The organism is Campylobacter concisus (assembly GCF_002913745.1).
Classification (GTDB): Bacteria; Campylobacterota; Campylobacteria; order Campylobacterales; family Campylobacteraceae; genus Campylobacter_A; species Campylobacter_A concisus_R.
Genome location: NZ_PPCG01000015.1, coordinates 1 through 13107 on the forward strand (window position 1 = coordinate 1; position 13107 = coordinate 13107).

At 40.5% G+C, this 13107-nt stretch carries 17 protein-coding genes; 7 read left to right on the top strand and 10 right to left on the bottom strand.

The features are described from left to right. Window positions 1-91: 91 nt before the first annotated feature. A complete protein-coding gene (locus tag CYO90_RS01205; protein WP_103578146.1) occupies window positions 92-643 on the bottom strand; it encodes a DJ-1 family glyoxalase III in 552 nt (183 codons plus the stop codon). A gap of 81 nt (window positions 644-724) precedes the next feature. Between CYO90_RS01205 and CYO90_RS01210 the strand changes: the two genes are divergently transcribed. After that, a complete protein-coding gene (locus CYO90_RS01210; protein WP_257639680.1) occupies window positions 725-982 on the top strand; it encodes a SelT/SelW/SelH family (seleno)protein in 258 nt (85 codons plus the stop codon). Between the two features lie 120 nt (window positions 983-1102). On the opposite strand, the gene thiE is transcribed toward CYO90_RS01210, so the two are convergent. Genes thiE through CYO90_RS01225 form a run of 3 tightly spaced genes read right to left on the bottom strand, consistent with a single transcriptional unit; the run spans window position 1103 to window position 3780 of the window. Beyond that, complete coding sequence (thiE, locus tag CYO90_RS01215) at window positions 1103-1714, bottom strand: thiamine phosphate synthase (protein WP_103578147.1); 612 nt, start codon at window positions 1712-1714, stop codon at window positions 1103-1105. After that, window positions 1707-2459, bottom strand: coding sequence for a bifunctional hydroxymethylpyrimidine kinase/phosphomethylpyrimidine kinase (gene thiD, locus CYO90_RS01220; protein WP_429827807.1), 753 nt, complete (start codon window positions 2457-2459; stop codon window positions 1707-1709). The genes thiE and thiD overlap by 8 nt, the downstream gene beginning before the upstream one ends. Continuing rightward, on the bottom strand, window positions 2452-3780 hold the full coding sequence (locus tag CYO90_RS01225) for an aminotransferase class V-fold PLP-dependent enzyme (protein ID WP_103578156.1): 1329 nt from the start codon (window positions 3778-3780) through the stop codon (window positions 2452-2454). The genes thiD and CYO90_RS01225 overlap by 8 nt, the downstream gene beginning before the upstream one ends. A gap of 110 nt (window positions 3781-3890) precedes the next feature. Here CYO90_RS01225 and CYO90_RS01230 point away from each other — a divergent pair, with 110 nt between their 5' ends. From CYO90_RS01230 to exbD, 5 genes are all read left to right on the top strand, one after another. Further along, window positions 3891-4724 carry a DUF234 domain-containing protein gene (locus CYO90_RS01230; RefSeq protein WP_103578148.1) on the top strand — a complete coding sequence of 278 codons (834 nt, stop codon included), beginning with the start codon at window positions 3891-3893 and terminating at the stop codon, window positions 4722-4724. After that, window positions 4721-5707 (top strand): sensor histidine kinase, encoded by a 987-nt coding sequence (locus tag CYO90_RS01235; protein ID WP_103578149.1) that lies wholly within the window; start codon window positions 4721-4723, stop codon window positions 5705-5707. Before CYO90_RS01230 ends, CYO90_RS01235 begins: the two co-directional genes overlap by 4 nt. After that, window positions 5707-6363, top strand: coding sequence for a cysteine hydrolase family protein (locus tag CYO90_RS01240; protein ID WP_103578150.1), 657 nt, complete (start codon window positions 5707-5709; stop codon window positions 6361-6363). Before CYO90_RS01235 ends, CYO90_RS01240 begins: the two co-directional genes overlap by 1 nt. A gap of 219 nt (window positions 6364-6582) precedes the next feature. Next, window positions 6583-7011 carry a TonB-system energizer ExbB gene (exbB, locus tag CYO90_RS01245; RefSeq protein WP_103578151.1) on the top strand — a complete coding sequence of 143 codons (429 nt, stop codon included), beginning with the start codon at window positions 6583-6585 and terminating at the stop codon, window positions 7009-7011. Continuing rightward, entirely contained in the window at window positions 6998-7381 is a 384-nt protein-coding gene (exbD, locus tag CYO90_RS01250; RefSeq protein WP_103578152.1) for a TonB system transport protein ExbD, read from the top strand. Before exbB ends, exbD begins: the two co-directional genes overlap by 14 nt. A gap of 54 nt (window positions 7382-7435) precedes the next feature. Here exbD and CYO90_RS10410 read toward each other — a convergent pair whose 3' ends face one another. After that, on the bottom strand, window positions 7436-7765 hold the full coding sequence (locus CYO90_RS10410) for a hypothetical protein (RefSeq protein ID WP_258030614.1): 330 nt from the start codon (window positions 7763-7765) through the stop codon (window positions 7436-7438). Window positions 7766-7935: 170 nt separating this feature from the next. Between CYO90_RS10410 and CYO90_RS10415 the strand changes: the two genes are divergently transcribed. After that, window positions 7936-8175, top strand: coding sequence for an energy transducer TonB (locus CYO90_RS10415; protein ID WP_258030615.1), 240 nt, complete (start codon window positions 7936-7938; stop codon window positions 8173-8175). 34 nt (window positions 8176-8209) lie between these two features. Here the strand turns inward: CYO90_RS10415 and CYO90_RS01260 are convergent, their stop codons facing one another. The 5 genes from CYO90_RS01260 to CYO90_RS01280 all read right to left on the bottom strand — a co-directional run bounded on the left by CYO90_RS01260 (window position 8210) and on the right by CYO90_RS01280 (window position 13036). After that, window positions 8210-8884 (bottom strand): DUF4272 domain-containing protein, encoded by a 675-nt coding sequence (locus CYO90_RS01260; protein ID WP_103578153.1) that lies wholly within the window; start codon window positions 8882-8884, stop codon window positions 8210-8212. Next, window positions 8881-9246 carry a HepT-like ribonuclease domain-containing protein gene (locus CYO90_RS01265; RefSeq protein WP_009294732.1) on the bottom strand — a complete coding sequence of 122 codons (366 nt, stop codon included), beginning with the start codon at window positions 9244-9246 and terminating at the stop codon, window positions 8881-8883. Before CYO90_RS01265 ends, CYO90_RS01260 begins: the two co-directional genes overlap by 4 nt. Further along, window positions 9239-9559, bottom strand: coding sequence for a nucleotidyltransferase family protein (locus CYO90_RS01270; protein ID WP_021083709.1), 321 nt, complete (start codon window positions 9557-9559; stop codon window positions 9239-9241). The genes CYO90_RS01265 and CYO90_RS01270 overlap by 8 nt, the downstream gene beginning before the upstream one ends. Before the next feature lie 3 nt (window positions 9560-9562). Further along, window positions 9563-10909 carry an FAD-dependent oxidoreductase gene (locus tag CYO90_RS01275; protein ID WP_103578154.1) on the bottom strand — a complete coding sequence of 449 codons (1347 nt, stop codon included), beginning with the start codon at window positions 10907-10909 and terminating at the stop codon, window positions 9563-9565. Window positions 10910-11038: 129 nt separating this feature from the next. Continuing rightward, entirely contained in the window at window positions 11039-13036 is a 1998-nt protein-coding gene (locus CYO90_RS01280; protein ID WP_103578155.1) for a TonB-dependent receptor domain-containing protein, read from the bottom strand. Between the last annotated feature and the right edge of the window lie 71 nt (window positions 13037-13107).

Below are 13107 nucleotides of genomic sequence, written 5' to 3' on the forward strand. Positions count from 1 at the left end.
CAGCAAGGCATTATAATATCTATCACTAAACAAAATTTATCCTTATGTTTAAGTGGAATAATTAAATAAAAAATTACAATTTTTTTATAAACTACTTATAAAGTAAATCATTTTTTACTTTAAGATAAGCCTCTTCGCCAAGCAAATTTTCCACTATAAAAAGCGCAAATTCCATAGAAAAAGCTGGTCCCTTGCCAGTGATGATGTTTTGATCTTTTAGCACGTTTTTATCGCTCAAGTAGCCTCTTTTGTCGCTTCTTACATTTTCTTCAAAGCCAGGGTAGCAGACAAAATGCTCTTTAAGCACACGAGCTCGCTCAAGCACCATAGGAGCGGCACAAATGGCACAAATTAGCTTATCTTTTTTGTCAAATTCTTGCAAAATTTCTATTAGTTTGGCGTCATTTGCGAGATTTTCTGCGCCAGGCAGACCTCCTGGAAGCACGATCGCATCATAACCTAGCTCCTCCACCTCGCGAAGTGTGACATCAGCTTTTACATTTATGTTGTGAGCACCTCTGATCTGCGCGTCCTTTAAGCTAGCGATAGATGCTATCGCACCTGCTCTGCGTAAAACATCGACGGAGGTTAGCGCCTCGATCTCCTCAAAACCATCAGCTAGGATTACGGCTACCTTTTTCATACAATCATCCTTTCTCGTGTTATCTGTTCGTTAGGATAAATTTTATATAATCAAAGCTTATTTCACAAGAAAGGACAGAGCATGCAAGTAAAAATTATTTACTGCAACTCTTGAAACTATCGTCCGGTAGCTTCTCGTGTAGAAGATGAAATAAAAGCGAACTTTAGTGATGCAAGAGTCGAGTTGGTTGTAGGAGATGGTGGAAATTTCATCGTCGAGGTTGATGGAAACGTTATCTTTTCTAAAAAGGATCGCATCGGAAACGATGAGTCAAGGTTCCCACACGGCGAAGAGATCACAACTCTTATAAACAAATATCTCAAAGAAAAGTCGGCTTAATGCTAACTAGCGGGGCAGGCAACTGCCTCGTTCTTCCATCAAATTTACTCTTTAAAATTTATCTCGTCTTTTAAAACTCAAAATCTAAAAAATGTTTCTAAATAAATATTTCTTATAAATTTAAAAATTTTTGATTATATTTTGTAAATTTTTTATATTTTCTTTGATGTTACTATCTTTATAGATCGCTGAGATGACGGCGATTAGATCGGGTTTTATGTGAGATAGCGAGCCGATATTTGCCTCATTTATGCCACCTATCGCGCAAACTGGTAGGTTTAAAATTTGCTTTGCCTCTTTAACTACTTTGAGCCCACATTTTGGAGCATTTGGCTTTGTGGGGCTTGTAAAAACAGAGCCAAAAGCAGCGTAGCTAGCGCCGTTTTTAGCGGCATTGATGGCTAAATTTATATCGTTATAGCAGCTAACGCCCACATATGCGTCTTTTCCCAAAATTTCAAACGCCTTTTTTATATTTTCATCGTCTTTGCCTAGATGAATGGCCTTTGCGCCTATCTTTTTAGCAAATTTGACATCGTCATTTACGATAAATTTCGCGCCAAATTTCTCGCATAAATTTAAAATTTCACTCGCAAGCTTCTCATTTTTGACCGCTTTTTTTGACCTAAACTGAAAAAATTTAACCCCGCACTCCAAAATTTCTCTAGTGTAGTCCAAAGCCAAATTTTCAGGCATTAAAATATCATCGCTAATAGCGTAAATTTCAGCCATTAGGCCCTGCTTTATGGTCTATAAGTCTTGCGCCAAATTTACTTTTATGAGCATTTTTTATCCCATTTGCCACAAATTTTTTAGCCATTTTTATGGCGCTTACTAGATCACTTTGCTGCGCTAAAATGGCCGCTAGCGAGCTTGAGAAGCTACAACCAGCCCCGTGCATCACCTTTGGCTCAAAAAGCTCCCCGCTAAATTTCATCACGCCACCATTTTTTAGATAGAGCGTATCCTCGCAAATTTCATCAACCTTCGTTCGCTTTAGCACCATATTGCAAGGCAAATTTGTAAAATTAATACCCAAAATCCTAGCCTCATCTACATTTGGTGTGGCGACACTTGCGAGATTTAAAAGCTCTTTTAGTGCTTCGATCGCCCCATCTTCTAGCAGTTTTGACCCTGACTTTGCCACACAAACTGGATCTATCACGACTGGCACATTTTTAGCTCTTAACTCCTTTAAAAACGCGCTTACAACGGCTATTATCTCCTCGTTAAAGAGCATACCAACCTTCACAGCGTCTATATCAAGCTCAGCTAGCACCATCTCAAACTGAGCTTTCACCATACTTGCTGGCATCGCAAGCACGCTGCTAACGCCATTTGTATTTTGCGCGGTCACGGCTGTGATGACGCTTGCGCTAAAGCAGCCAAATGCCTCGCAACTTTTTATATCCGCCTGCACGCCTGCACCGCCGACGCTGTCGCTTCCAGCAACTATCAAAACATTTTTTTTATTCACCCACACACCCACTTATCTCTTTTACGTCAAAAGGGTCTTTGACCTGCCATGAAAGTGCGTATTTCTCGATACTTTTCTTGATCGCACTCACCAAATAATCAATATCCTCAAAGGTATGCGTATAGTGCAGGCTCGCCCTCACCCAGCCTGGTTTGTGGGTGAAATTTGGATCCTCTTTTAGCCCCAAAAGGTCGTGTCCGTACGAGCCTGCGCATGAGCAGCCAGCACGTGTTTGTATGCCATACTCTTTGCTTAAAATTTTTGAAAGCTCGTATGGAGCTACGTTTTTTACATTAAATGAAAAAATGGCAAGGCGCTTTAAATTTGCCGGGCAGTAGCTAACTAGCTCTGGAATTTCTCTTAACCTTTGACAAAAGTATTCGCTAAGCTCGCTCTCATTTTCATAAATGGTAGCAAGTCCTACCTCTTCTCTTAGTCTGTAGGCTAAATTTGCACGTATAAGCCCCAAGATAGGCGGTGTGCCAGCCTCTTCAAGTGCCTCTTGATCCTTTAAAAATATATGGTAGTTTTTGCTCACATAGCTTACCGTGCCACCACCTGCAAAGCTTGGCACATCGTCATTTGCTAGCACTTTTTTGATGGCCAGTAGCCCACAACTGCCAACTCCGCCAAGAAGCTTATGCGGCGAGATAAAGAGCGCGTCAAAATAGTCACAGTCTAAATTTGCATAGGCACTAAGGCTCGCCACGTCAAATGCCACGATGCCGCCAAATTTCTTAACCATCGTATAAATTTGCTTATAGTCGCTTATGACGCCTGTGACGTTCGAGGCTGCACTAAAGCTAGCGATGATCTCGCGCCCTGCATTTATCTTTAAAATTTGCTCAAAGTGAGATAGGTCGATGCTGCCGTCTTTTGCAAGCCTGATGCGCTCAACCTCACAAAGCGCCTCTTTAAAGCTGATCTCATTTGAGTGGTGCTCATAAGGGCCAAGGATGACTAGCGGCGAGTCGTTGTTTGGCTTTAGATCAAACCTTCTTTTAGCAGCTGGAGGCACGTAAAGCCCCAAAAGCTCTTGAAATTTCTTGATCGCACCAGTGGCGCCATATCCTGTGGCTATGAGATAAAAGCTCTCATCAAGCCCTAAAAATCGCTTTAGCTCGCTTCTAGCGCTATCATACAAAAGCTGCGTTTTATAGGCATTTGAGGATGTTAGCGAGTGGGTGTTGGCGTAGGTTTTTAAGATATCAGCGACCTCGTCCTCGATAGGCTTATACGCAAGTCCTGAGGCGGTGTAGTCGAAGTAATGTATCCCTTTTTTTAAAATAATATCTCTTCTAATGTGCTCTAAATTTACCAACTTTAGCCTTTTAGTTTTTGCGTGATTATAATTAAAATTTTCTAAAAATATGCTACAATCCGCCACACAAAGGATACGAAATTTTAGCCATAAAATCGACATTTGAGCGGATGAAGCACCTTGGTATTGCTGAAGTTATAAAATTTCATCTTGTTTTTGATGACTTTTTATTAAAGGGCTCATACTACGATGTTTTTGAGGCGATTAAGGCTGAAATTTTAGATGATTATAAAAATTTGATGGCTAGGTTTTACTTTGACGAGGATAGCGACGAGGCCATCAAAATGGCACTCATTAAGCTTGCTAGAAGCGACAGAAAGAAATTTAGCGTAAATAAAATTTTGCCCCAAAGCATGACAAATAGGGTCTATGCAAAGCTTTTTAGTAAGGATTTTTTAGTGCTTGAAAAGAGCCAAGAAAAGCCACGAGTAAAAAACAAACGCCAAATTTTAAAAAAGAGCGAGCGAGCTTATAAGATAGAGGATAAAATTCATTTTAATAGCCATTTTTCAAGGTTTTGGTTTAGATTTATCGAGCCAAATTTAAGCCTTTTAAAAGAGGGCAGGAGTGATGAAATTTTAGAGCTTATAAGAAGAGAATTTGACGAGTACGCAAGCCTTGGCTTTGAGCTTTTAAGCGGCGAGCTAATGGCTAAAAAGCTTGGGCTTGATGGCATTTTGTTAAGCTCATTTTGGAGCAAAAATATAGAGCTAGACATGCTTTTTAGCATAAATGGCAAGATAATCGTTGGCGAAGCAAAATACAAAGAGCGAAAAATTTGCAAAAATGTCTTAAATTTAGTCCTTCACAAGTGCGAAAGGCTAGGCATAAAGCCAGATATCGTGGCGCTTTTTTCAAAAAGTGGCTTTAGCAACGAGCTTTTGGGCTTAAAAGATGAGCGGCTTAGGCTTTATGAGATCAAAGATTATGAGGAGTTGCTGTGAGTGATATCGATATACAAAATGGCCTAAAAAGCCTGATAGAGCAGACCTATCTGATAGAGCATGAGTATAAAAATTTGACCGCTTCTTATATGGGCCTGCAAGGTTTTATAAAAGATATCGTGGAAATTTTGCCAAATGCCATTTGGGTGCTTGATGAAAATGATGAAATTTTCTTGCAAAACTCAGAGGCGCAAAAGCTTGGCAAAGCGCTAAATTTCATCCCAAAAGATGAGGGAGAGCTAAACTTTGGCTCACAAATTTATCTAGTAAAAAAGGTGGTCAAAGACGACAAAAAGATCATCTCAGCTACCGACATAACGCAGGAAAAACGCACCGAGCGCCTAGCCTCGATGGGTCAAGTAGCAGCGCACCTAGCTCACGAGATAAGAAACCCCATAGGCTCTATCTCACTTTTAAACTCCACGCTTTTAAAAAGGGCTGAGCCAAAAATTTTGCCTATCGTAGAGCAGATACAAAAGGGAATTTGGCGGGTTGAGCGCATCATCAAAGCCACACTTCTTTTTACAAAAGGGCTTAGCATCACGCCAAAGGAATTTAACTTTTTAGATATCAAAAGCGAGTGCGAGGAGGCACTTAAATTTTATGAATATTCAAAAGATATAACTTTTGAGCTAAATTTCCCTGACACCTTTTATTGTGGCGACTTTGACCTCATTGCGATGGTCTTTCAAAACATTTTGTTTAACGCGATCGATGCTATCGAAGAGGACGAAAACGACGAAGGCGTAGTAAGACTAAGCTACGAAAAGACGCCAAATGAACATAAATTTATAGTCTATGACAGCGGCGTCTCTATAAAAAATGAAAATATCGTCTTTGAGCCGTTTAAGACGAGCAAACTAAAGGGCAATGGCCTAGGGCTGCACCTTTGCCTGCAGATCATCGAGGCGCACAAGGGCAGCATAGAGATAACCCTTGAGCCAAAGACATTTTGTATAAATTTACCTATAAAGGAGAAGTGATGAGTGAAATTTTAGATGAGCTAAATGCGTGGCAAAATAGCCTAAAGGCGCTTAAATTTAGTGAAATTTTTAAAAATGGCAGCGAAAAGGTGGCCTTTATAAGCGTTGATATGATAAATGGCTTTTGTTGTGAGGGCGCACTAGCTAGTAAGCGTGTGGGTGAGTTAGCAAGTCATATAGCAGATACTTTTAGGCTGGCAAGAGAGAAATTTGACCTTAAAAACTACATCCTAATCCAAGATGCTCACGAGCCAAATTCAGCTGAGTTTGCGAGCTTTCCAGCTCATGCTTTAAAAGGGCAAGATGAGGCAGAGGCAGTTGAAGAGCTGCGAAATTTAGACTTTTTTGATGAGATGAAAATTTTTTATAAAAACTCACTTAGTATCGCTTATTCGCAGGAATTTAATAAATTTATAAGTAAATTTGACAGCTTTGTCATAATGGGCGACTGCACCGATATGTGCGTATATCAGCTTGTCTCTCACCTAAGACTTAGCGCAAATGAGCAAAATTTAAAAAGAGAGATCGTCGTGCCTGCAAATTTAGTCCAAACCTACGATGCACCAGGGCATAGTGGTGATTTTTACCAAAATGTATTTTTGCACCACATGCAAATGGCACTAAATGCACATGTGGTTAAAGAGCTAGAAATTTAGCCATATATTTACATTAAAAACAATTATCAAGTTATAAAATTTAGCGCTTATCTATCGTATTAATATAATTAATAACGCAGATTTGCGCTAATCTTTAGATCTATTTATTTAAATTTCTTTTCTTAGTAAAATATTTTTAGGTTACATTTTTACAATATATTTGACATTAATTATCAATATAGTTATAATCACGCTCAAATTTTAAAAATAAGAGGCATTATGGAACTTTTAAAACACAACATTGACTATATAATCATCGGTATTTTGGGCGTTATGAGCTTTTTTGTGCTTTGGTATACGATCGAGCGTATCATTTTTTACTCACGCGTCGATATAAATAGCTACAAAAGCATCGAAGAGCTTGATGAGGCACTGACAAAAAATTTAACCACACTTTACATCATCTACTCAAATGCCCCATATATCGGACTTCTTGGCACAGTTGCTGGCATTATGATCACATTTTATGACATGGGTATGGCTGGCGGCATCGATACAAAAAGTATCATGATCGGCCTATCTTTAGCGCTAAAAGCGACCGCATTTGGCCTACTTGTAGCGATCCCGACGCTCATGATCTACAACGGCTTTGTTAGAAAAGTCGATGTCATGATAAACAGATACAAGGCCAAAAATGCGTCTAAATAAAAAAGATGGGCTAAATATCGTCCCATTTATCGATATCATGCTTGTTTTGCTAGCCATCGTGCTAAGCATCTCGACCTTTATCGCCCAGGGCAAGATCGCAGTTGATCTACCAAGCGCTAAAAGCGCACAGCAGGATAAAGAGGATGAGAAAAAAGTGAGTGTCGTTATCGATAAAGATAATAAATTTTTCATAGACGATGCAGAAATTTCAGAAAATGAGCTGAAAGATAAGCTAAATGCTGTGGATATAAAAACCTTAATCGAGCTAAAAAGCGACAAAAACGCTAAATTTGACAGCTTTGTCAAAGTAATTGATATCTTAAAAGAAAAAGGTCACGAAAACTTTGCAATCCAAACAATCTCTGAGTAAAATTTCAAACTATAGTGGCCTAGCGGTATCAGCGATAGTGCATGTAGCAGCGGCTTATTTCTTGCTTTCACATAATTTTAGTGAGATAAAGATAGGCGAGCAAAAACCTATAAAAATAGCTCTAAATTCATTCACTCCGGTGCCGCAAACTTCGGCTCCGCAGATAAGCGAACAAGTGATGATACCAGAGCCAACACCCCCGGCTCCTCCGCCACCGCCAGAGCCACCAAAGCCTGAGCCCAAGCCTGAACCAAAAGTCGAGCCAAAGCCACTACCAAAACCAGAACCTAAAAAGATAGAAAAGCCTAAACCTGAGCCAAAAAAGGTGGAGAAAAAAGCCACTGCCAAAGCCTGAGCCTCGCCCTGAGCCAAAAATAGAGCCAACGCCTGCTATCACCACGCCAGCACCTGCCACGACACCAGCACCTATTGTAAATTCAAATTTACCAGCAAATAATAAGTCTATCGCCTCAGCTCCAGCTCAAAAAGTAGCCCAAGAGCTAAATTTATCAAACGCACAGAGCGATGAGGACTTTAGCAAGGTCATAGCAGCTGTGAAAAAGCATAAAAGCTACCCAAACAACGCTAGAAGGATGAAGCATCAAGGCGTTGTTGAAGTTAGATTTTTGCTTAAAACAGATGGCAGCATAGACGAGCTAAAGGTTACTAAAAGTTCAGGCTTTGAGTCGCTTGATAATGGTGCTTTAGAAAATGTCAAAAAAGCAAGCTCTGAGTTTCCAAAGCCAAAAGAAGCTCGCTATCTTCGCTTTCCGATAGCATTTACATTAAAATAAATTTTAAGCTCATTTGAGCTTAAAATTTCTTATATCAAGTGTTTAGATCAGGATAGTCCCAGCAGTTAAACTCAGCGCTCAAGTCGTCATTTTCCTGCCCTTTGCAGCATAGCCACTCAAGCCCCGCTCGCCTCTCCATAACGACCTCTTCGTCAAGTCCAGCCGCCTTTGTGCCATTTACTCTTGCATTTACGCAGGCCCAGTGGTAGCGGTAAACTAGATCAAGCTTGCTTAAAATTTCATCCATGCTGCGAAGCTTTGAACGGCTTTTTAGCCCGCCTTCCCTAAAAACATTCATCACAAACTCGCAGTCGCAAATTTTATCCATATCACCGATATCTTCAGCTATGCCAAGCGCCCAAAGCAAGATCCAAAGCGACTCATATTTCCAGCCCATATTTACGGCTGTTTTCATATCAGCTCTATCCTCAACGACCTCTTTTTCTTTTACACTTAGCCCCTCATAGGCATCACCTAAAAAGCTCTTTGCCCACGCCATATTTTCTTCGCCCAAAGAGCCTTCATCACGGATCGTGCAAGCACACATTATCGCTGTAAATGAGCAAACTGCGCGCTTTATTATCTCATCAACACTTCTTGGCACAACCTCACTATTATCATAGCGAAGCGGCAAGCTCTCAAGCACCGCCACGCCCTCTTGCTTTAAAATTTTTATGTTCTCATCTTTTCTTTGTTGTGCTGTTTTCAAGACAAGCCTCCTTCTGTTTTTATCGTTTTGTCTATTTTCTCTTTCAAAATAGGCAAATAATCCCTAATCGCTATCTCTATAAGCTCTAAATTTAGCCTTTCATATTCATGTGACGCGATATTTCTCGTAGTGCTGATCGCCCTTATCTCTTCTTTGGTAAAAATAGCCAAAGCCTCAAGGTCATTGCTCTCTTGTATGCCTTTTAAAAGCGCATCGATATTAACAAACTGCATCATTATGGCTGGTTGCAAAACATCCTCGTCATGAAGTGCCTCGTATATGCCACCGCTACATTTATTTAAGATAGAGCCTATTTTTTGAGATATTTTTTTAAGACGCTCTACACTTGCTTTTTCAAACATAAATGGCTCCTTTTACTAGCTCTTCTTTAGTTTGCGCCGACATAGACGTGGTGTCACATATATCAACCAAAACGCCAAATTTATCAGACACGCTTTTTCTAAAATCATCTAAAAATGTAACTACCAAAAAAGGGTTACCAAGGCTTTTTACCATCTTTTTAGCATCTGTTTCTATCACTATATCTATATCAGAAAATACATCCGCCCTATCTTTTGCGTAGCTCCCAAAAAGGCCTAGCTTGGTAACTCCAAGCAAAAACAACCTCTCTTTTTGCGATGATAAAAAATTTAAAATTTCACTTTTTGTTGTCATTTCCTACCCAAAAAACTCGGTGTTAAATTTCTCTTCGTCGAAATTTTTGCCCAAAAATTTACAAATCTCATCCATATCAGCCCTCGCCGTTTCAAAACAGCTAGTAGCCCCTGGGCTTGGCGTCATATTAAAGCTTATGCCCTCGCCTGTGCTGATCTTGCCCTCGCCAAGCTCTAGTCTTTTTTTATTGCGGTCGATCACCTGCGGCCTTACGCCACCAAAATTTACAGCGTAGCTTAGGTCGTTTTCACTTAGGCTTGGCACGATCTTTCTAGCGTCTTTAACAAATTCTTTTTTGTTGATAAGTGGCACTTCAAACAAGAAATTTCTTAGTATATATGACCTTATGTCCTCGTCTTTTAGTAAATTTGTAAAGACTTCAAGGACGTTTTTGTCAAATTTTAAGCACTTTAAGAAGTCAAAAAAGCTAGAACTTCCGTGAAATCTCTCAAGCTTTGGTATGACAAGGGCAGTTGGCCCAAAGCGAGTGTTGCCATTAGCTAGGATGTCTGGATCGCCGTGAAGTGCGGCAAATGGTAGCTTGTCGTTTTGCACCATATAGACTTTGCCGTTTAGCAGGCGCTTGTTAGCAAAGTAAAAGCTTCCAGCAACTGGCAGCGTGCTAAGATGTAGCCCATAACCCATCTTGTGAGCTAGAAACAGTGAGTGCGCTCCAGCATCGACTACGACGTAGTTTGCGGTGATCACCTCGCCGTCATTTATCTTGATGTGAAAGGTATCGCCCACCTTTTTCATATCAGTCACTTCTGAGCTTAGGCTGATCTCATAGCCATCTCCGCCCAAATTTAGCGCATTTTGCACGAGCGAATTTGCCACGCCGCCAAAGTCCATCGTCGTGTACTGGCCATTTTGCGCGCCTATTGCGATGATATTTTCAGGTCGCTCATTGCCATTTGCGTCAAAAACGACATTTGGCTCGATCTGCTTTAACTTCTCTTTGTCATAAATTTCAAGATAAGGAAATAACTCTTTAAAGCTCTCATATCGCTCCTTGATGCGCTCTACTTCGGCATCTCCGATAGCTAGCGTCATCTTTTGATGAGCAAACATATATTTGCCCTCTAGGTTGTATTTTAAGGCGTATTTTACTGGCATGTTTGCCACTTGTGAGACCTTTTTTGCCTTTTCTAGCGTGTAGTTTGTCTCGATATCGCCGCAGTGGATGGTCTGCGAGTTGCCCTTACCGCTTGAATTTAGCGTCGCTACGCCGTCATATTTTTCTAAAAGTGCGACCTTTTTTATATCGCTAAATGCAGCCAACTCGTAAAAGAGTGCCGTCCCGCTAATGCCCGCTCCAACAATTGCCACTTCAAAGTGCTTTTGCCTCATTTTCTCCCCTAAAAAGTTTAGTCGCACAAATGATACTATATTAAATTTAAATCAAACAGCAAAAAGCGGGGTGTGACAAATAGGCTGTGTAAAAGTGAAATTTGGCAAGGCTCTCACCTTGCCGTGAAGTTAAAATTTATAAGAGACATTTACTTTGAAATTTCTACCTGGCTCCCAGTCTATGTAATTTTGATTACCTGTATAATCAGCCATTCTTTGAGACTGCGAAGCATAAGTTTTATTAAAGAGGTTATAAATTCCAGCATTTATCTCAAGCCCTTTAAATTTACCGCTACTTGGCGCATAGGTAGCATAGATGTCGCTAACTGCGTAGCTTGGTATCTTGACATTTTTATCGTCGCCAGCTGAGACGGTATTTTTTGATGCAAAGTAGATTAGGTTGTAGCCTATTAGCGTATCGATCCTTGAAAATGCGTACTCTGCGTTAAATGTGTATTTATCGCCCTGATCGCGGTAACCAATGATATTTGAGGTATAGTAGCCACCGCTTGCCTTAGCGACCCTATCTTTGTATTTTACATTTTGATGAGTGTAGCTAGCAGCTAGGCTTAGTGCGTCTAAATTTAGCCTTGCAAGTAGCTCAACGCCGCTTATATCAGCCCCGCCAGCGTTTTTTCTAATCATTATCGGATTTGTTCTACCACCTGCTGCGTTATTATCGACTATTAAATTTTTATATTTTGTCATGAAATATTTTGCAGATAGGCTATATGAGCTAGCTTCATTTATATCGCCGTGGTATTTAAGACCAGTTTCGTAGCTGTTGCCAGTTGTAGGTTTCAGATCTTTGTTTGCTTCCCAGCTTCTGCTTCCACCTGCCATCATCGACTCCATAACGTCAGGCCCTCTAAAGACTCTTGCATAGCTTGCAAATGCGTTAAGCCCTTTAAATATCTCATAGTCAAGCGCAAGCGCTGGGGTAAATTCGTTAAATTTATAGGTGTAGCTCTTTACATTTCCAGCTCTGCCGTCGTAGCTTTTTAGCTCGTGATGAGTGTATCTGATGCCAGGAGTAACGGTTAGCGAGCTAAAATTTAGCGCATCTTCTGCGTAGATAGAGTAGTTATTTACCTTTTCTGGGTAGTGATTATCTGGTTTGTTGAAATTTTTACTTTGGTAAAACTCAGCGCCATATCTAAAAGTCTGCGTCAAAGTGCCGGTCTCGACTATACTCTTAGCCTTTGCATTTATACCGTTTGTTTTTACGCCTAAAATTTTTAAGACCGGGTCATCTTTTTTGTGTTCGGTATTGTATGCCGTTACCTCTAAATTTAAAAGATCGCTAGGCTTATACTCGTATTTTAGCGTCGTCGTATCTCGCTCATATTTACGATTATCAACAGCATTTGAATCGCTATACCAGCTACCAAACTCAGCTCTCATTGGATACATGCCTTTAAATTCATTATGCTCTCTTGAGATAGAAATTCTATGCGCATCAAGGAAGCTATAACCAAGTTTTAAAAGATAGCTAAGGTCGTTTCCGTCGCCACCTATCTTTCTTTTATTGCCACTTTTGCCGTAGTCGTAGCCTTTGTGATTAATAGCTGCTATAAAGTCAAGCCCTTCAACTGGGGCAGTAAAGAGCATAAGGCCTTGAGAAAATTCGCTGTTATTTGAGGCGTATCCTGTCTTTATCTTTGCACCGATCTTCTCGCCGCTTTCTAGCAAGTCTTTTGCATCGACCGTTTTAAAGGCGACTGAGCCACCAAGCGCGCCAGAGCCATTTACGACCGATCTTGAGCCAACCTCGACGTCTATTGCCTTTATGAGATCAGGGTCTATCAGCAAGTCGGCGTTATGGTGAAAAGTATTTCCATTTTGTTTCGCGCCATCTATCGTGATATTTAGACCGCGGTCACTTACGCCTCTCATATAAATTTTTTGATTCATGCCGTTTGTGCCGCCCACATAGACGCCAGGGATGTCCCTCATCACGTCTTTTGCTAGGCCAGCGTTTCTAGTTGAAATTTTGATGTCATCAACGCCGTATCCACCGCTGCTACTTGTCACTTCAACGCCACTTAGCACGCTCTCGTCTGCTGCGTTTACACAAACTGCCACGCTTGCTGCAAGAGAAAGCTTAAATAAGCCCTTAAATCTCATCTCTCCTCCTAGTTTGATTATTAAAATTACTATTTTAGTTTATAGTCTAATTTTGAAATTGAATATTATAA